Origin of the sequence: Streptomyces sp. NPDC059248 (genome assembly GCF_042753905.1) — a bacterium.
GTDB lineage: Bacteria > Actinomycetota > Actinomycetes > Streptomycetales > Streptomycetaceae > Streptomyces.
Map to the genome: position 1 here is coordinate 1 of NZ_JBHYZV010000046.1, position 17,230 is coordinate 17,230.

The 17,230-nt window shown below is 77.3% G+C and carries 13 protein-coding genes and 1 pseudogene; 1 reads left to right on the forward strand and 13 read right to left on the reverse strand.

The genetic code is table 11. The features are described from left to right. Window positions 1–17: 17 nt before the first annotated feature. From ACFXG1_RS20415 to ACFXG1_RS20470, 12 genes and pseudogenes are all read right to left on the reverse strand, one after another. Entirely contained in the window at window positions 18–584 is a 567-nt protein-coding gene (locus tag ACFXG1_RS20415; protein WP_384724017.1) for a DUF4291 domain-containing protein, read from the reverse strand. Window positions 585–697: 113 nt separating this feature from the next. After that, window positions 698–2,530 (reverse strand): ABC transporter ATP-binding protein, encoded by a 1,833-nt coding sequence (locus ACFXG1_RS20420; protein WP_384743942.1) that lies wholly within the window; start codon window positions 2,528–2,530, stop codon window positions 698–700. Next, on the reverse strand, window positions 2,527–4,305 hold the full coding sequence (locus ACFXG1_RS20425; RefSeq protein ID WP_384743944.1) for an ABC transporter ATP-binding protein/permease: 1,779 nt from the start codon (window positions 4,303–4,305) through the stop codon (window positions 2,527–2,529). Before ACFXG1_RS20425 ends, ACFXG1_RS20420 begins: the two co-directional genes overlap by 4 nt. 96 nt (window positions 4,306–4,401) lie before the next feature. Beyond that, window positions 4,402–5,619: a hypothetical protein gene (locus ACFXG1_RS20430; protein ID WP_384743946.1), complete on the reverse strand. Its 1,218-nt coding sequence runs from the start codon at window positions 5,617–5,619 to the stop codon at window positions 4,402–4,404. A gap of 547 nt (window positions 5,620–6,166) precedes the next feature. Further along, window positions 6,167–7,564 carry a YcaO-like family protein gene (locus ACFXG1_RS20435; protein WP_384743992.1) on the reverse strand — a complete coding sequence of 466 codons (1,398 nt, stop codon included), beginning with the start codon at window positions 7,562–7,564 and terminating at the stop codon, window positions 6,167–6,169. Window positions 7,565–7,578: 14 nt separating this feature from the next. Further along, entirely contained in the window at window positions 7,579–9,126 is a 1,548-nt protein-coding gene (locus tag ACFXG1_RS20440; RefSeq protein ID WP_384743948.1) for a CocE/NonD family hydrolase, read from the reverse strand. After that, window positions 9,123–10,034, reverse strand: a complete 912-nt coding sequence (locus ACFXG1_RS20445) for a hypothetical protein (RefSeq protein ID WP_384719037.1) — start codon at window positions 10,032–10,034, stop codon at window positions 9,123–9,125. The genes ACFXG1_RS20440 and ACFXG1_RS20445 overlap by 4 nt, the downstream gene beginning before the upstream one ends. A 234-nt stretch (window positions 10,035–10,268) precedes the next feature. After that, entirely contained in the window at window positions 10,269–10,436 is a 168-nt protein-coding gene (gene amiA, locus ACFXG1_RS20450; protein WP_384719039.1) for a streptamidine family RiPP, read from the reverse strand. Between the two features lie 56 nt (window positions 10,437–10,492). Continuing rightward, window positions 10,493–11,438, reverse strand: a pseudogene (locus tag ACFXG1_RS20455) (ABC transporter ATP-binding protein). Then, complete coding sequence (locus ACFXG1_RS20460) at window positions 11,435–12,439, reverse strand: FecCD family ABC transporter permease (RefSeq protein WP_384719041.1); 1,005 nt, start codon at window positions 12,437–12,439, stop codon at window positions 11,435–11,437. Before ACFXG1_RS20460 ends, ACFXG1_RS20455 begins: the two are co-directional and overlap by 4 nt. Then, window positions 12,436–13,497, reverse strand: coding sequence for a FecCD family ABC transporter permease (locus ACFXG1_RS20465; protein ID WP_384743950.1), 1,062 nt, complete (start codon window positions 13,495–13,497; stop codon window positions 12,436–12,438). The genes ACFXG1_RS20460 and ACFXG1_RS20465 overlap by 4 nt, the downstream gene beginning before the upstream one ends. Beyond that, window positions 13,494–14,471, reverse strand: coding sequence for an ABC transporter substrate-binding protein (locus ACFXG1_RS20470; protein ID WP_384723129.1), 978 nt, complete (start codon window positions 14,469–14,471; stop codon window positions 13,494–13,496). The genes ACFXG1_RS20465 and ACFXG1_RS20470 overlap by 4 nt, the downstream gene beginning before the upstream one ends. Window positions 14,472–14,641: 170 nt before the next feature. Between ACFXG1_RS20470 and ACFXG1_RS20475 the strand changes: the two genes are divergently transcribed. Then, complete coding sequence (locus tag ACFXG1_RS20475; protein WP_384743952.1) at window positions 14,642–15,913, forward strand: hypothetical protein; 1,272 nt, start codon at window positions 14,642–14,644, stop codon at window positions 15,911–15,913. A 46-nt stretch (window positions 15,914–15,959) separates the two neighbouring features. Here ACFXG1_RS20475 and ACFXG1_RS20480 read toward each other — a convergent pair whose 3' ends face one another. Then, the gene (locus ACFXG1_RS20480; RefSeq protein WP_384720916.1) at window positions 15,960–17,159 is read right to left on the reverse strand and encodes a lanthionine synthetase LanC family protein; all 1,200 of its coding nucleotides are present in this window, start codon (window positions 17,157–17,159) and stop codon (window positions 15,960–15,962) included. Window positions 17,160–17,230 lie beyond the last annotated feature (71 nt).

A 17,230-nucleotide genomic window follows, 5' to 3' on the forward strand; every position in this document is an offset into this window, starting at 1 on the left:
GTGCGGGCCCGCGCGGCTCAGGTGTCGATACCCAGGCGGGCGCCGACGGCGGCCGGGACGGGGAAGGCCCGTTCCGGCGGCAGGAGCCGTCCCGCCTGGGCGGTGCGGCCCGCGCGGACGAGTTCGTCGATCCGGCGGACCCGGGGCGTGATGTCGGTGATGTCGGTGACCCACTCGTCGGCGTAGGAGCGGATCAGGGTACGGCCGATTCCGACCTGGATGCTGTAGTGGTTCAGGGCCGCGCCCCGCAGGGACCGTTCGGGATCCCACTGGACATGGACCGGCGCCGCGGCGAGCGCCGTCGGGTCGCCGGTCGTCAGGGCGGCGCTGCCGAGCGCCTCGGTCCAGCCCTCGCGGGTGACGCGTACCGCGAGTATCCGGGTCTGGCCGGCCTTGCGGCCCCAGTTGCTGCGGTGCATCAGCCACAGGAACGACGGCTTGATCCAGGTCATCCGGGTGAAGGAGAAGGGCGCCGTGAAGCGCCCAGCGCGCAGGGCGGCGTCGGCGACGGCGGGCGCGTACGCCTGGTAGACGACGATCGTCCGCTCGTCGTAGTCGGCTCGGACGCTGTACAGCGATGTCATACGGACACGCTGTCATCGGACCGCCGGGGCGGGCGAACGGTTTTCCCCCCGCGAGCCGGGCCGACCGGCGCCCGGCGGGGCCCGTGTGCCGGGGGGCCGGGAGCCGGGGGGCCTCAGTCGCGCGACACGACCCGGGTGAACGGGCCCGGGACGGCCGTCACCTCCTCCCAGGTGCCCTGCTGGACGACGCGGCCGCCGGCCAGGACGGCGATCAGGTCGGCGTGCCGGATGGTCGCCGGACGGTGCGCGATCAGCAGGGTCGTGCACCGGGGCAGGGCCGCGACGATCTCCGCGTCGCCGACGCCGTCGAGTTGGGCGGTGGTCTCGTCGAGTACCAGGACCCTCGGCCGGGTGAGCAGGGCGCGGGCCAGGGCGACCCGGGCCCGCTGTCCGCCGGAGAGGGTGGTGCCCCGCTCGCCGACCAGAGTGCCGTAGCCGTCGGGCAGCCCCGCGGCCACCCGGTCGACCCCGGTGGCGCGGGCGACGTCCCGGACCGCCCGGTCGTCCGCTTCGGGGGCGGCCAGCCGGAGGTTCTCCATCAGGGTGCCGTGGAAGAGGGGGGTGTCCTGGCCGACGACGGCGACGGTACGCCGCAGTTCGGTGTCGGCCACGTCCCTCAGGTCCACGGCGGTGCCGTCGGCGCCGACGAGTTCGACACGTCCGGCGGCCGGGTCCCAGTAGCGGGCCAGCAGATGGGCGCAGGTCGACTTGCCGGCGCCGGAGGCCCCGGTCAGCGCCAGGCGTGTCCCGGCGGGCACCCGCAGGTCGACGCCGGTGAGGACGGGGCGGGTGCCGTAGTCGGCGTGGACGGCGTGGAACCGTACCGTCAACGGCCCTTCGGGGACGGGGCGCGGCTCGCGGGGCGGCGGGGCGAGCGCGGGAGCCCGGACGGCGGCGCCCACCCGGGCGGCGGCGGCCCGCAGACCGCTCGCCTGCCCGGCCGCGGCGGTCGCGTCGGCGACGGGCGCGAGGGTGCCGAGGGCGAGCGCGAGGGCGGCCGGGGCCCAGGCGCCGGTGATCCCGTATCCGGCGACGGCGGCGACGCCCACGAGCGCGGCCGTCACCAGCAGATCGCGGGCCGCCGCCGCCCTGGCCTCCCACGACTGCTCCGCGAGCTGGGCGCGGCCCAGGTCGCGGCCGTCGGCCCGCAGTCGTTCCCGGCCGCTTTCGAGGGCGCCGAAGGCGAGGAGTTCGCGCAGCCCGTCGACGGTCTCGACCGTACGCGCCGAGAGGCGGGCCGCCGCGCGCCGGGTCACGGCGGCCCGGCGGGTCCTGGCCCGGCCGTCGAGCAGCGGCAGCAGGACCAGCAGCGCGGCGGCGGCGAGCACCGGCGGAAGGAGTCCCGGTTCCACGGCCCCGAGCGCCACCGCCCCCGTACCGAACACGGCGCTGGAGGCGGCGAGTTGGGCCACGGCGTGGGCGTAGAAGAACTCCAGCGCCTCGACGTCCGCGAGGGCGGCGGAGGCGAGATCGCCGCTGTCGCGGCCCCCGACGCGCGCGGGCGCGCTGCGGGCGAGCCCGTCGAAGACCCGGATCCGCAGTTCGGCCAGGACCCGGTAGGCGAGGTCGTGCGAGAGGTCCATCTCCCACCAGGTGACGACCGCCCGTACGGCGACGAGGGCGACGAGCGCCGCGATCACGGCGGGCCCCGGCGCGGTGCCGTGGACGACGGCCGCGCCGGTGGTGTGGGCGGCGAGGACGACGAGCGCCACGAGCGCCGTCTGGGAGAGCAGGGCCGCGACGAACGTCTTGACCGTGGTGCCCCGGTGGGCGAGCAGTACGGGCAACAAGGCGCGCAAGGCTCCGCGCCCGGGGACGTCGCCCCCGGCGCCGCCGTCGGTGAGCGGGGCGCCGTCGGTGAGCGGGGCGCCGTCGGTGAGCGGGGGGTCGTCGGCGCCGGGTGCGGGTGCCGCGCCGAAGTGCGGTCCTTCCGTGGTGGATGTCATACCGCGAGCCCTCCCGCCGACGCCCCGGCGGCCGTGGTGACCGTCGCTGTCGCTGTCGCTGTCACGAGGCGGGCGTAGAGGCCGCCCTCCGCCATCAGGGTGTCGTGGTCGCCGATCGCGTCGACCCGGCCGCCGTCGAGGACGACGACGCGGTCCGCGTCCCGTACCGACGCCAGCCGGTGGGCGACGACCAGCCGGGTCCGCCCGTCGGCGGCCCGCGTCAGGGCGCGGACGATCGCGGCCTCGGCCCGTTCGTCCACGGCGCTCGTCGCCTCGTCGAGTACGAGGACGGGCGCGTCGGCCAGGAGCGCCCTGGCCAGGGCCACGCGTTGGCGCTGTCCGCCGGAGAGGGCGGCGCCGCGTTCGCCGACGGGGGTCGCGTAGCCGTCGGGCAGGGCGAGGATCTCGTCGTGGATCCCCGCCACCCGCGCGGCGTCCCGCAGTTCGGCGTCGGTGGCGTCGGGGCGGGCCAGCCGCAGATTGGCCGCGACGGAGGCCGGGAAGAGGTAGGTCTCCTGGGAGACGACGGCGACCCCCCGGCGCAGCGCCGCGAGGGTGTACGCGCCGACGGGTTCGCCGTCGGCGAGTATCCGGCCGCGCGTGGGGTCGGCGTATCGCAGCAGCAGTCCGACGAGGGTCGTCTTGCCCGCGCCCGACGGCCCGACGACCGCGGTGGTGCGACCGGCGGGCGCGGTGAAGGTGACTCCTCGGAGGGCCGGGCTCCCGGCGCCTGGGTGGGTGAAGTGGACGTCGTCGAACCGGATCTCGGGAGCGGCGGCCCACGGCCGGGCGCGGGTGCCGGTGTCGGGTACGCCGCCCGGGGCGGTCCGCAGCCGGGCGATGCCGTCGGCGGCGGAGACCCCGAGGTATCCGGCGTGCCACTCGCGGGCCAGGTCGCGGACGGGCCGGAAGCATTCGGAGGCCAGCATCAGCAGCAGATATGTGCCGGTCGCGGTGGTCGTCCCGGACGTGGCGGACCAGCAGGCGACGAGGACGGCGGCCACCGTACCGCCCTGGACGGCCAGATCGGTGACGCCGGTGTCGACGAGGGAGACGCGGAGTTTGGCGACGGTGGCCCGGTGCAGCCGGTCGGAGTGCGCGGCGAGCCGGGCGCGGGTGCGTCCCGCGGCCCCGGCGGACCGGAGGGCGGCCATGCCCTGGAGGGCTTCCAGATAGTCGGCGGCCAGGGCCTCGTACGCGCCCCAGTGCTGCTTGCCGCGCCGTTCCAGCAGCCGGTCCCACCAGCGGGGGGCGAGCAGGGCGACGACGAGGGCGGGGGCGAGGACCGCGACGGCGACGGGCCGGACGGCGCCCACGGCGGCCAGCGTCAGCGGCGGCAGGGCGCAGGTGACGGCGAGTTGGGGCAGATAGCGCGAGACGTACGCGTCGGCGCCCTCGATGCCGTCCACGATGACGGCGCGCAGCGCCCCGGCCCGCTGGTGGCCGTCGCGGCCGGGGCCGGTGCCGGGGCCGGTGCCGCCCAGCCGGATCAGGAGTTCGTCGCGGAGCCGGACCCGTACGGCCGCGCCCGCGGTCACGGCGGCCCGCCGCTGCCGGACGGTGAGCAGGGCGCGGAGCAGGGCGGCGGCTCCGACACCCGCGAGGAGGGCGGGCAGGGGCCCGGTGTCGCCGCGCGCGGCGGCGGCGAGCGCGACCGCGAGCAGGGCGGCCTGGGCGAGTTGGGTCAGGGCGACGGCGGCGAGGAGCACGGTGGCGCGGGCTAGGGGGCGGCGCGCGGTGCGGGCGGCGCGCAGGAGTTCGGGATGGAGCATCATGCGGGTGCGTTCTCCTTGACTGGGGAAGCCGGTGACGTGGTTCGGTCGGGGCCGGTGGCGTACGGGTGCGGTGGGTGTGGCGGGTGTGACCGGTGTTTAGGTGGCGCGTCGGCTCCCGGGCGCGGTGCCGAAGGCCAGGCCGTGGACGATCCACCGCTGCCCGGCGGGTCCGCCGAGCGCCGCGCCGAGGTCGGCGCGCTGCCAGGCGCCGACGGGTCTGGCGGGCAGCCCGAGGGCGGTGGCCGCGAGATGGGCGTGGCCGATCCCGTATCCGGCACGCAGGTGGTCGCTCCGGATCCGGGCGGGTCCCGCGCCGGTGGGGCAGCCGACGGCGAGCAGGACGGCTCCGGTACGGGCGATCCACGCCTGCCCCGCCGCCCAGCGGGCGAGGGTGTCGAGTACCGGCCCGGTGGCCTCGGTGCGCAGGCCGTCGGCGTCGTGGGTGAGCAGGGCAGGCCGGGGTCCGCCGACGGCCAGCCACCAGTCGGGACCGCCGGGCGCGGCCGACCGGGCGGCGGCCAGCACCCGTCGCGCGAGCGCGTCGGGGGGCGGTCCGGCGGCGGCGAGTACGTCCGGCGGGGCGCTTCGCCGCGCGGCGATGACGTCGCGTGCGGCCCTGCGGTGCGCGGTGTACCAGGTACCGGCCGGAGGCCCGGACGACGCCAGGAGGCGCAGGATCCGCCGGGCGTCGGCGATGTCCGGGTGCGGGGCGGGGGCGCGTTCGCCGGACGGCGGTGCTACGGCTCCGGCCCGGTCCCCCAAGTGCCCTTCGGGGGTGAGGCGGACGGCCGCCAGCGGTATCCCGCCGGAGCCGGGGCCCGTGCGGGCGGGCCGGGGCAGGGTGCCGGGCGCCGGGTCGAGGCAGTAGCCGTACGCGCCCGCGGCGACGAGCGCGGCGACGGTGTGTCCGGTGTCCAGCAGGGTCAGCGGCCAGGCCCGGTGCCGGTAGTGGGCGACGGTCCGTTCGGGTGCCACTCCGAGGACGGCGAAGGCGCCGTGCGGCGGGGGCCCGGTCAGGGGCCCGACGGGGTGCAGCCGGTGGGTGTCCGGTTCGTACGCGTAGTGCCCGGCGGGCAGTCCGGCGCCGGTTCCGGCCAGCAGCCGTACGGAGACGGGGTGCAGCGCCCCGGCCGAAGCGGCGGGCCGCAGCCGCCCGCCCGCGACGGAGTACCGGAGCAGGGAGTCGAGCCCGGCGGGCACCGGGAGGCCGTCGGCGTCGCGGCGGGGCCGGGGCACGGCGACGGGCCGGCAGGGCAGATCAGGCCCGGGCAGCAGCGGCGAGCGTGCCAGATCGAGCGCGGCGGCCACGGTCACGGTCCGGGCCGCGCCGCCCCTGTTCGGCGGCCCCTCGGCGAGGCCGGTCCGACGGCGCGGGGCCGCGTCGCGGTCCGCCCGGCCGCGCGGGACCGCATCGTCGGCCCGGCCGCGCCGGGTCGTGCCGACACCGACACCTGCGCCTGCGCCGATGGCAGGGCCGCGCGGATGGGTACCGTCCGGCCCCGGGCGCGGGCCCGCGGGGACCCGGGCGCACGGATCCGTACCGACGGCACAGTTGTACGGATCCCCACCGACCGCCCGGTCGCGCCGGGGCGGGGCGTCGGTCCGCGCCGGGTCCGGCTTCCCCGGCGGGCCCGTCCCGCCGCCGGGACGCGGTGGACCTCCCGGTACGGCGCCTCGCGGGGCCGGGGCCGGGGCCCGGGTCGGCCCGCGTCCGCCCGGTGGCGCGGGCGGACACGGGTCCGGGCGGCCGGGTCCGGGGGCGGCTCCGGACGGACACTCCCCGCGGCGCACGCGCTCCGCGTCGGCGCGCGGCGGGCCGGGAGCCTCGCCCGGTACGGGTTCGATGGGCATCGGTACGGCCTCACATATGCGGCGGCGGGGTCAGGGTGAAGTCCGCCGGGCGCGAGGGGGGCCGGGTGCGCCAGCCGCGGGCGACGGCGGCGTCGGTGAAGCGGGGGCTGCCGAAGTAGCCGAACGCGGCCGGCGCGTTGGGGATCAGTCCGTCGACGAGGACCCGGGCGACCCTCAGTTCGGTACGGGCGACGTCCTCGGTGGTCAGGTCGGTGACGAGGACCCGGTGTCCGGCCGCGGCGAGCCGGGCGTCGAGGCCGGCCCGGTCGGCGGGCGGGAGGGCCGCGACGGGGACGGTGCCGTGCGCGGGGTGGGTGAAGCGGCGGGCGAGGGGCGCGGTGCGGGGGTCGAGCCACACCTGGACGTGCGCGCCGAGATCCCGTACGGCCCCGAAGTCGTCGCCGCAGTCGTCGAGATAGCGCCGGTCGGCACGGTGGTCGAGATAGAGGCCGCGGGCGAGCAGTCCGGCGTCGACGGCGCGGAAGACCCAGCCGTCCGGATCGGTGGTGCCCTGGGTGAACACCCAGGTGTGGACGGCTTCGAGTACCGCCTTGCGGACGGCTTCGGCGGGGTCGAGCCGGCAGGCGAACCCGGCCGCGTAGAGCCCGCGGACGGGATCGTGGGCGAGGGCGGCGGCGCACGGCGCGAACTCCGAGGGCAGTTCGACGGCGCTGATCTCCAGCGCGCAGCCCGCGAGATCGTCGGCGAGACCGGGTACGGAGTCGAGGTCGATGCCCCGGGTGGGCCCTTCGAGGTGCCACCAGAGTTCCAGCGCGTCGCGTTCGACGACCTCCAGCAGGGCGCGTTCGACGGCGTCGTCGAGGCCGCGCCCGGTGGCGATGCCCGCGTAGTTGAGGTGGTGGGTGCGGGGCAGTTCGCGCAGCGGGCCCTGGCGCCAGTTGAGATGGGTGAGGGCGACGGGCACCCACCAGGTGTCGCCGCCGGCCGGTTCGGTCGCCGTGGTCCACAGGGCGGGGGTGTCGGGGGTGAGCCGCCGGTAGGGGAAGCCGGGACGCTCGTACTGCCAGTCGGCGTAGGCGGGTACGGCTCCCGGCCCGTACACCCGGTGGCCTTCCGCGGTGAGTTCGGCGGCCGTGGCCCGGCGGGGCGCCCGGGGGTGGCCGGGCGGCGGGACCCGGTTGCCGCAGTAGCGCTCCACGGCCTCGGCGACGGCGGCCGTCCACGCGCCGTCGGGATCGCCGAAGGTGGTGCCGAGGGCGACCCGGTCGGCGGGCCAGGCCCCGAGGCGGCGGGCGTCGGCGACGTTCGCGGTCACGGCGGTGTAGCGGGGCGGCGCCCCGGCGGGGTGCGGTACGGGCGCGACGTCGCGGACGATGCCGCAGACGGGGTCCACCAGATGGTCGAGGGGCAGCGGCCGGGCGGCGGGCCCGGTGACAGCGGCGGCCATGGGTGTCGTCTGCGTCATCTGCGGAGCTCCTGGGGGAGGTCGGGGACGGTGTCGGCGGGGCGCGGCGGGGCGACGGGCAGCAGCAGCGCGCAGCCGTCGGCGCGCAGGGCCCGGCGGGAAGGCAGGAGCCGGGTCGCGGTGACGGGGTCCTGTCCGGTGTGGGGGTTGCGGGCGTGGGCGGGGAAGTGGTGTCCGGTGATCTCGGTCCGCAGCCGGGTGCCCGCGGGGATCCGGCGGGCCAGGGGGCCGAGGGGGACGGTGACGGTGGACCAGGTGCCGGGCGGCCGGGCGGTGCGGGCGCTGCCGACGGCGACGGGTTCGGCACGGCCGTGCGGGTCGACGGCGACGATCCGGACGAACCAGTCGGCGGCCGGGGTGTCGGCGCGGGCCCGCAGTTCGGCGGCGGCGGATCCGACGAGGTCGGTGTCCCGGGTGAGGGGCGCGGTGACGAAGAGGGCGCGGTCGGCGCGGTCGGGGTCGGCGCGCAGTTCGTCGGAGCGTACGGGCGCGGCGGGGTCGGCGTGGAAGGTCCCGCCGGTCAGGAGCGCCCCGTCGAGGGGTCCCCCGGTGAGGGGGAACCGGCGGGTGGGCGTGTCCACGGCGACGGCCGCCGGGTACCAGTACGGGGTTCCGGCGACGGCGACCGCGCCGTCCCGGCCCGGGAGCGGCGGTGGCCCGTCGCAGACGGCTCGGGCCCAGGCACAGGTCAGAGCGCCGAGGTCGACGCGGTGTTCGGGGCGGGCGCCGGGTCCGGGGTCGCGGGTGAGGCGGTGTCCCCAGGGTCCGAGGACGAGTCGGGCGGGGCCGCCCCAGGTCCGCCACAGGGCGAGGGTGTCGGCGGCGAAGGGGTCGTGGGTGCCGCCGATGGCGAGCAGGGGGGTACGGGCGGCGGGGGCGCGGCGTACGACCGCGTCGGCGCGCGGGGCGTCCCACACCCCCGGCCAGGACGGCAGGGCGCGGCCGAGCCGGGCGGGCAGGTCGGTGACCGGGAGATGGGTCAGCAGGCCGGGGTCGTGGCCGAGGCGCCGGTCGAGGGCGTCCGGGTCGGAGTCGGGGCGGTCGCCGTGCGCGGCCCACCAGCCGGCCCGGCCGAGGAGGCGTTCGACTCCGGAGGGGTCGCGGGCGGTCTCGGCGGTGCCGAGGGCGGGGACGGCGGCGACGACCGCGTCCGGGGGCCGGGCGGCGCACCCGTCGGGACCGCCGGGGTCGCCGACGACGGTCACCAGGGCGCAGTAGGCGGCGTAGGAGGAGCCCGCGGCGACGATCCGGCCGTCGCTCCAGGGGCGGGCGCGGACCCAGCGCAGGGTGGCGGCGCCGTCGGTGGGCTCGTGGGCGTACGGCCGCCACCGGCCTCCGGAGCCGTACCGTCCGCGGACGTCCTGGACGACCGCGGCGAAGCCGCGCGCGGCCCAGGCGCGGGCCTCGCCCCGGTGGGCGCGGCGGCCGTACGGGGTGCGGATGACGACCGCGGGGTACGGTCCGGCGGCGGGCCCCGCCGGGGGCAGCTGGATGTCGGTGGCGAGGAGGGCGCCGTCGACGGGGATCCGTACGGTACGTGTCACGGCGCGGTCCCCGGCCCACTGGTCCCCGGGCCACCGGCCGCCGGGCCGCCCGTGGTCGGGCCGCCCGTGGTCGGGAACGGGGCGCATGGGGGCACCGGCAGGACGGGGTGTCCGGTGGTGCTCAGATCGCGCAGGTCGACGGCGCGCAGGACGGGCGGTACGGCCTCGGGGCCGGTCCCGGCGGCGTTCAGCAGATCGTGGACGAGGAGCGCGGCCGTGTACGCGGCGGTGACCTCGGTATGCCGGGGGCCGGTGTCGGCCGTGCGGGATCCGGCCCAGTAGGCGGCGAGTTCGCGGTGGGCGGGGGTGGCGGCGAGCCGGCGCAGCCGGACGTCGGCCGATGTGACGCCGTACGGGCCGCGGGCGGTGGGCTCCACCCAGACCAGGGCGCCCTCGCGGTGGCAGCGCGCCCACAGGGCGCCGTCGCGGGCGAGCCGGTCGGCCGGATCCCACAGGCCGGGCGGTACGGGGCCGTCGAGGCACCAGACGACGGCGGTCCGGGGTCCCGCTTCGGTGGCGCGGTCGGTGAGCCGGTCCGGTTCGACGGTCGTCGGTTCCGCGCCCGCCGTACGGATCAGCCGGGCCACGGGCCGGGTGAGGACCGGATCGCCCAGCAGGAGCACGGTCGTTCCGGTAAGGGGGGTGTCGGGCCCGGCGGGTTCGGGGGCCCTGGTCGCGTATCCGGCGTCCTCGAAGGCGGCGACGAGCCGGTCCGCGATCGGCGGCGCGGTCGTTCCGGTGAGGGGGGTTTCGGGCCCCGGCGCGGCACCGAGGCCGCGGAGCAACGCCTGTGGCGGTACGTCCCCGGTGTCGACCCGGAGGAACGTGCCGTCGGGGGTCCGCAGGGCGAGGCCCCGGCCGGGCACGGTGACCAGGGCGGCCCCGGCGGTGAGGCGGGGGGTGTTCACGGGCGGACTCCTCAACTCGGTTTTCGGACGACGGTGTTCCGGTACGGCGCCGGAGCGGCACTGGTGCCGCTCGGTGGCCGGTGGTCGGTACGGCACGGTTCAGGCCAGCCGGACCGGCGGAAAGGGGCCGGGGCCGCCCGTGCGCGGGGGAGCGCGGACGCGGGCGGCCCCGGCCGACGGCGTCCGGCCGGTCACGCTCGGGGAACGGCGACCGGACGGCGCACCGTCATCCGGTTACTCGGCCGCCACCGCCGCGACCGCCGCGTCGGCCGTCTCGGCGCTCTCCGCGCCCTCGGCGCCCTCGGCGAAGGGGTTGTCGACGAGGGCGTTGGAGTGGGTGGCCGACTGGTGCGCGAGCTGGCCCGGATCGGCGATCGGGGCGAACACCTTGTGCTGGTCCACGGCGTGGACTCCTCTCCTGGGTGGAGCGTGCCCGCGGTCGCGAACACACCTCAACCTTAATGAATATGATTTTCATTCCGCAATAGCTGATGGCGCGGTCACGGGGTGATCCGGGTAACACACGGGCCAGCCGCCCTCCGGATCGACCCCCACCCGGCCGACCACGCCCAGGACATCGGCGAGCAGCCGGGGCGTGACGACATCGGCGGGTGGACCGTCCGCCGCCACGACGCCGTCCCGCAGGGCGACGACGCGTTCGGCGAACCGGGCGGCCTGGCCGATGTCGTGAAGGACCATCAGGACCGTGAGGCCGCGTTCGCGGCGCAGCCGGTCCACGGTCGACAGCACCTCCAGCTGGTGGCGCAGATCGAGATAGGTCGTCGGTTCGTCGAGGAGGAGGATCCGGGTGTCCTGGGCGAGCGCCATGGCGAGCCTGACGCGCTGGCGCTCGCCGCCCGACAGGGACTCCACGGGCCGGTCCGCCCAGGTGTCGACGCCCACGTCCGCCATCGCCCGCGCGGCCACGGCGTCGTCGCCGCCGCGCAGCATCCCCAGCGGACCCCGCTCCGCGTACCGCCCCTGGGAGACGAGTTGACGTACCGTCATACCCGAGACCGGCGGTGCCGACTGGTGGAGCAGGGCGGCCTTGCGGGCGGCGGAGCGGCGCGACAGCCGGGTGAGGTCGTCGCCGTCGAGCCCGATCGTCCCCCGCGACGGGCGCAGCAGCCCGGCGCAGAGCCGGAGCAGGGTGCTCTTGCCGCAGCCGTTGAGGCCGATCAGGGCCACCGACTCCCCGGCGCGTACGGTCAGATCGACGCCTCGGAGCACCTCTCGCCCGGGGTAGCCGAAGTGGACGCCGTCCACCCGGATCACCGCCCCGCCCGGACCGCCGCCCGTGGTTCCCCGGGCCGCCGCGGCCTCTTGCCCCGCCGTCCCGGGCACGGCGCCCGCGTCCCCTTCCGTCCTCCGCTCCGCTCTCGGGGCGGTCGCGTCCCTCGTCATGTCGTGTCCTCTCGGATCCGGCGGGCCACGATCAGCAGCAGAGCCGCGCCCGCGCAGGTGGTGAGCGCCCCGGTCGGCACGCTCAGCCGGTCCGCCCCCAGGGCGTCGGTCAGCAGCCGGGACAGTGCCTGGGCCGCGGCGTCGGCCCCGCCGACCACGGCGGCACCCGTGAGCGCCGCGCCGGGCAGGGCCGTCCGCAGATCGGCGCCGTACAGCGCGAAGGCCAGATGCGGTACGAGCAGTCCGACGAAGCCGAGGGCGCCGACGACGGCCACCGCCCCCGCCGTCAGGGCGACCGCGCAGCCCAGGGCCGCCAGCCGGACCCGGCCGGTACGCAGCCCCTGTGCGGCGGCCTGTTCGTCGCCGCACCGCAGCAGGGTCAGCGGGGCCGCCAGCGCCCAGGCGGCGGCGAACCAGCACAGCGCCCAGGGCCACAGCAGGCTCCAGTGCTGCCACACCCGGCCCTCGGTGGAGCCGACCAGCCACTGCACGACGCTGCCCAACTCCCCCGGCGCCACCAGCAGCACCATGGCGGTCGCCCCCGACAGGACGGCGGAGACCAGGACTCCGTACACCGCGGCGTCGAAGGGGTCGGCGTGCTCCCGCCCGGCGAGCAGCCACAGCAGCCCCGCTCCGGCGAACCCGCCGATCACGGCGGCCACGACCACGGCACCCGGCGACTGCCAGCCGGCGAACCCGGCGCCGGAGGCGACGACCGCGCCGAGAACGGCGCCCGGGGCGACGCCGGTGACCTCGGGTCCCGCGAGCGGATTGCGCAGCGCCGACTGGAGGACGATGCCCGCGACGCCGAGGCTCGCGCCCGCGACCAGCGCCACCAGGGCGCGGGGCAGCCGCAGTTCGAGGACGATATGCCGGGCGAGCGGGGATCCCCCGCCCCGCAGCACCTCCCACACCCCGGCCGGGCCGATGGCCCGCCCGGCGACGAGTCCGGCGCAGCCCGCGGCCACCACCAGGGCGCCCATCATCAGCAGACGTCTCATCCGGCACCCCCGAAACGGGTCCGGGCGGTTCGGACGGCGCTGTCAGGACCGTCGGGGCCGTGGCGTCCGGCCGGTACCGCCGGGCGCGGCCGGGGCGGACTCCCGCCGGCCGCCGCCCGTCCCGGCCGGCGCTTGAGCAGCAGCACACCCGCCGGAACGCCCAGCAGCGCCGTCCACGCGCCGACCGGGGTCTCGACGGGGGCGAGGGCGAGCCGGGCGGGCAGATCCGCCCAGGCCACCACGAGCGCGCCCCAGACGGCGGACCAGGGCAGCCACCGTACGGCGTCCCCGCCGGGCGCCAGCCGCCGCGCGAGATGCGGGGCGAGGAATCCGACCCAGGCCACGGGGCCGCAGACCGCGACCACGGGGGCGATCAGCAGCACGGCGACGGCGAGCGCCGCCGCGCGGGCCCGGTGCACCCGTACCCCGAGGGCGCGGGCGTCGTCGTCGCCGAGGCGGAGCACCGAGAGCACCGGGGCGCACAGCACCAGCGCCGGTACGGCGACCACCAGCCAGGGACCGAGTCCGGTGACGTCGTCCCAGGTCCTGGCGGAGAGGCTGCCGAGGAGATAGCGGTGGATCAGCTGGAGGTCCAACTGGTCGGCCAGCACCATCAGGAGCAGCAGCGCCGACTGGAGGGCGGCGGCGACGGCCGCCCCGCACAGCAGGACGGCGGACGGGCTCCGGGCGGCACCGGCGGCCAGCAGGGTCAGCGCCCCGCCGGCGGCCGCGCCGCCGATGGCGAGGAACGGCTGGAGCGCCAGGGGTACGGAGACGGCGAGGACGAGGGGGGCGGCGACACCGACGGCGGCGCCGGAGGAGACGCCGAGGAGTTCCGGTACGGCGAGCGGATTGCGCAGCGCCTCCTGGAGGATCAGCCCGGCGGCGCCCAGGCAGGCGCCCGCGACGAGGGCGAGCACCAGCCGGGGCAGCCGCAGTTCGGTCACCACGAACGCGTCGGCGAACCCGGCCGGGGGCACCACCGGTGTCCCCAGGGCGAGTCCGCCGCACACGGCGACCGCCAGCGCGCCCGCCGCGACGGCGGTACGCCGGGTCACCGCAGCTTCGCCGTCGCCTCGTCCAGCACGACGCCCAGGGACCGGGTGCCCCGGCCCTTCGCCCAGACATCGGCGTCGACCTCGTACACCCGCCCGTCGCGGACGGCCGGGATACGCGACCACAGGGGGTTCTCCGCCAGCTTCCGCGACAGCTCCTCCTTCGGGGAGCCGCCGAAGGAGAGCGTCTCGACGAAGAGGACGTCGACCTCGCGGGCGAGGATCTCCTCCAGGCTGTAACTCCCGTCGACGCCGCGGCTCTTCCACGGATAGTGGGAGAGTTTGGGGAAGAGTCCCGCCGTGACGTCGGTACCGGGGGTGGCGACGCCGAAGTTCTCGTCGCTGCCGAAGACGATCAGGCTGGTCAGATCGCTCCGGTTCCGCTCGGCCGCCGCCAGCTTGGTCCGGAAGGCCCGTTCGGCGCGTTCGCCCTGCTCGGTACGGCCGGTGAGCGCGGCCAGGTCGCGCAGGTAGCGGACGCTGTCCTGCCACTCCCCCGGCTGGACCGGCCAGAACACGGTGGCGCCCTTCAGGGCGGGGGCGAGTCTGCCGTGGGTGTCCTCCAGGCCGATCACCAGATCGGGCTCGTGGGAGAGGATCGCCTCGGTCTCGGGGCTCAGGAAGCCGCCGGGGACCACCGGGATCCGGGCTGCCCGCTCCTCGCCGAGGAAGCGGGGGTGGTCCAGGAGCGCGGAGTTGGTGGCCGCGGGCTCCATCCCCAGCTCGGTCAGCATGTCGTCGCAGAGGGCCACCAGACAGACCACCCGTCGCGGGGGATCCGGGGTGGTGACCTTCACCCCTCGGACGTCGGTGACGGTACGGGCGGCCGTGATCGGCGCCACCCGTACATCCGTCGGCTTCCCCGGGTCCCCGGCGCCCTCCTTCCCGTCGTCGGCCGTGGCACCGCACCCCGCCAGCAGGGTGCCCGCCAGTGCGGCGGCGGTCAGCCGGCGCAGGACATGCAGACGCGTCCGCAGCTTCACAATCCCTCCCCTTTCCTTTCGTTCCAGTTGATTTCAGTCGGCCAGGCGGTCGTTCGCCCCCGGCCGTGACGTCTCGCGCGCGCCGACCCCCTCGACGCACGATACAAGCCACATGATAATCATTTTCAGTAGAGACTTTCGCCCTTTCCCTCCAGGAGCCGCCCGTGTCCTCAGCCCGCGCCCGCGATCCCCGGCTGATCGTGGCCGACCATGTCGCCGGTGGAATCGAGGTGTTCGCGCTGCCCGACGGCGCGCGGACCGCCCGGCTGCCCGGCCGGTATCCCTCCGAGCACGCCGGATTCCTCGCCCTGTCCCGGGGCCGTACGGCCTTCGTCGACGACCGGGCGGGCGAGCTGGTGGTCCTCGATCCGTACGGCCCGGGACGCGGCCGCCCGCTCGTTGTGGCGAGCGCGCCGGTCGCGATCCCGGCCGAGCATCTGGCCGCCGATCCGTCGGGACGGCTGATCGTGGTCAGCACCGGACTTGGCCACGCCGACGCGCCGTGGAGCGATCTGCTGACGGCGGTGGACATCGGCGGGATCGGCGGGCCCCGCGCGGTCCGCGTCCGGACCAGGACCGGGGAGCCGGGGGTGCTGGTGATACCGCCGCCGGAGCACGGACGGCATGTGGGGCAGGCGGGGCACACGGAAACCCTGGTGGTGCTGCGGCAGCGCGAGCCGGGGGCGCTGGCCGGGTACCGCTGGGGCGATCTCATGGCGGCGCCCGCGGGCTGCCCGGCCGTCCCGCCCCGCGCGGGCCTGCCGCTCCCCGGCGACGGGCACGGCGACGCGTACGACCCGGTCACGGGGCTGCTGTTCGCCGCCGCCGGGACCGGTGTCCACCGGGCCCGTACGACCGCCGACGGCCTCACGGCCGAACCGCCGCTGCCCTGGGGCGGACCGGGCCGGGGCTACTATCTGCGGCTCGACCCGGTGCGCCGCACCCTGTGGTCGGGTGTCCGCGGCGGCCCCGCCGATCCGCGCCGCTGGCCCGAGTGGACCAACTGCGCCTGGTGGTACGGGCTGGACTCGGGGCGCTCGGGCCGGATCCCCATCGGCCCCGGTCTGGTGTTCCGCTTCGCCGTCGCGGCCCGGCACATCGCCTTCGCCCGGGTCCACCCCGACGGCGACGAACTGGTCCTCGTCGACCCGGCCGCCGGAACGGTCACCGGCCGTGTCCCGCTCCCGGCGATGTCCGGCGCCCCGCGCCCCGGCGAAACCCCCTGGGACGGCGTCCAGCGCCGCTCCGTCGCCGCGTCACCCGGCCACGACCTGGTCGCCGTGAGCCGCGGCGGCCACGGCGAGATCCTGCTGGCCGACGCCGCAGCCGGGACCGTCGTCCGCACCCTGACCGTACCCACGCCGCTCGACGAGGGCGGCCGGCTCGCCCTGTCGGCCCCGGACGACGGCGCCGAGGCCGACACGGTGGGCCGCTGACGGCCCGTCCTTGTTCTCCCGGGCCCAAGCGGACTCCCCGGTGGGGTCAGCGCAGGCCCAGACAGGGCAGCCAGGCCCGGGAGCCGCCGTGGCCGCAGGTCAGCAGGGCGGCGACGACCCCGGTCGTGCCGCCCAGGAGTCCGTCGTGCCATCGCTCCGTCTCGTCCAACTCCGGCAGTCGCGCCTCCAGATGGCGCAGCAGCCGGGCGCGCAGGGTCGCGGCGGCGGAGAGCCGGGCGTGGCGGGCGAAGGCGTCGGCGACGACGAGGACACCCGCGGCGCCGTGGCACAGACCGAGCCGGTCGGCGGGTTCGTCGCCGAAGAGGTGGAGGTTCTCGTCGTAGCGGTCGGCGAGGCCGGTGAAGGCTTCGGTCGCCCAGCTCGCCGTCTCCCGGTCGCCGACGGCGTCGGCGGCGTCCCAGACGGCCCAGGTGACACCGGGGTTGCCGTAGCACCAGGCCTGCCGGGCGCGGACCCCGGGCGCGGGCGGGGCGTCCAGTCCTGCGCCGTCCCAGCTGCGGACGGACAGCGCGTCGTCGAAGGACTGGCGGACGAGCCACGGCACGGCGTGGCCCAGTGCCCGGGTGAGCGCCGGTTCGGGGCCCGTAACGCGGACGGCGGCGGTGAGGGCGGTCACGAGGCCGGCGACACCGTGTCCCATGCCGGTGTTGATCCGGCCGTGGAGCCAGGAGAGGTTGGGGTCGTCGGCGTAGGGGCCGGTACGGAGCCGGGGCAGTTCGGCCTCGTCGCAGAGCGCCGCGAGATGGCGGGCGGCGGGGGCGGCCCGGCCGGGCGGTTCCGGGGAGCCCGCGTACAGGGCGAGCAGGGTGCCCGCGGGCCCGCTGATCAGGTCGTAGTCGGTGAGGGCGACGTCCTCGGTGCGCCAGGGCCGCCGGTCGGCCTCGGTCAGGAGGTGCTCGCGGAGCCGGTCGGCGATGCGGTGCAGCTGCGGATGGAGCCGGGCCGCGTGGTAGGCGCCGACGAGGGAGCCGGCGAGCCCGCCGTCGTACAGCGCGTGGTGGGAGGGGCCCCGGCCGACGGTGCGCGCCCACTCGGCCGTGGCGCGGTGCGCGGCGGCGACGGCGAGCCCGGTGCCGGTCGCGGCGACGAGGGCGGCGAGTACGGGGACCCCGGGGTCGCAGACGCCCGTGTCGTCGGCCCGGTATCCGGCGAGGAGCCGTACGGCCCGGTCGAGGGCCTGCGGCGAGTCGAGGGGGGTGGAGGTGTCCCGAGGGCTGGTGGGCATGGGTCTCTCCGGGATCGTTCCGCGTTCTTTCCGGGCCTCTCCGGGCCTCTCCGGGGGCGCGGAGGCGTGGG

What these genes read in the sequence shown, in the direction of transcription:
- ACFXG1_RS20415 (WP_384724017.1), bottom strand. Translation starts at nt 584, where the DNA reads ATGACATCGCTGTACAGCGTCCGAGCCGACTACGACGAGCGGACGATC.
- ACFXG1_RS20435 (WP_384743992.1), bottom strand. Translation starts at nt 7,564, where the DNA reads ATGGCCGCCGCTGTCACCGGGCCCGCCGCCCGGCCGCTGCCCCTCGAC.
- ACFXG1_RS20420 (WP_384743942.1), bottom strand. Translation starts at nt 2,530, where the DNA reads ATGACATCCACCACGGAAGGACCGCACTTCGGCGCGGCACCCGCACCC.
- ACFXG1_RS20460 (WP_384719041.1), bottom strand. Translation starts at nt 12,439, where the DNA reads ATGAGACGTCTGCTGATGATGGGCGCCCTGGTGGTGGCCGCGGGCTGC.
- ACFXG1_RS20425 (WP_384743944.1), bottom strand. Translation starts at nt 4,305, where the DNA reads ATGATGCTCCATCCCGAACTCCTGCGCGCCGCCCGCACCGCGCGCCGC.
- ACFXG1_RS20480 (WP_384720916.1), bottom strand. Translation starts at nt 17,159, where the DNA reads ATGCCCACCAGCCCTCGGGACACCTCCACCCCCCTCGACTCGCCGCAG.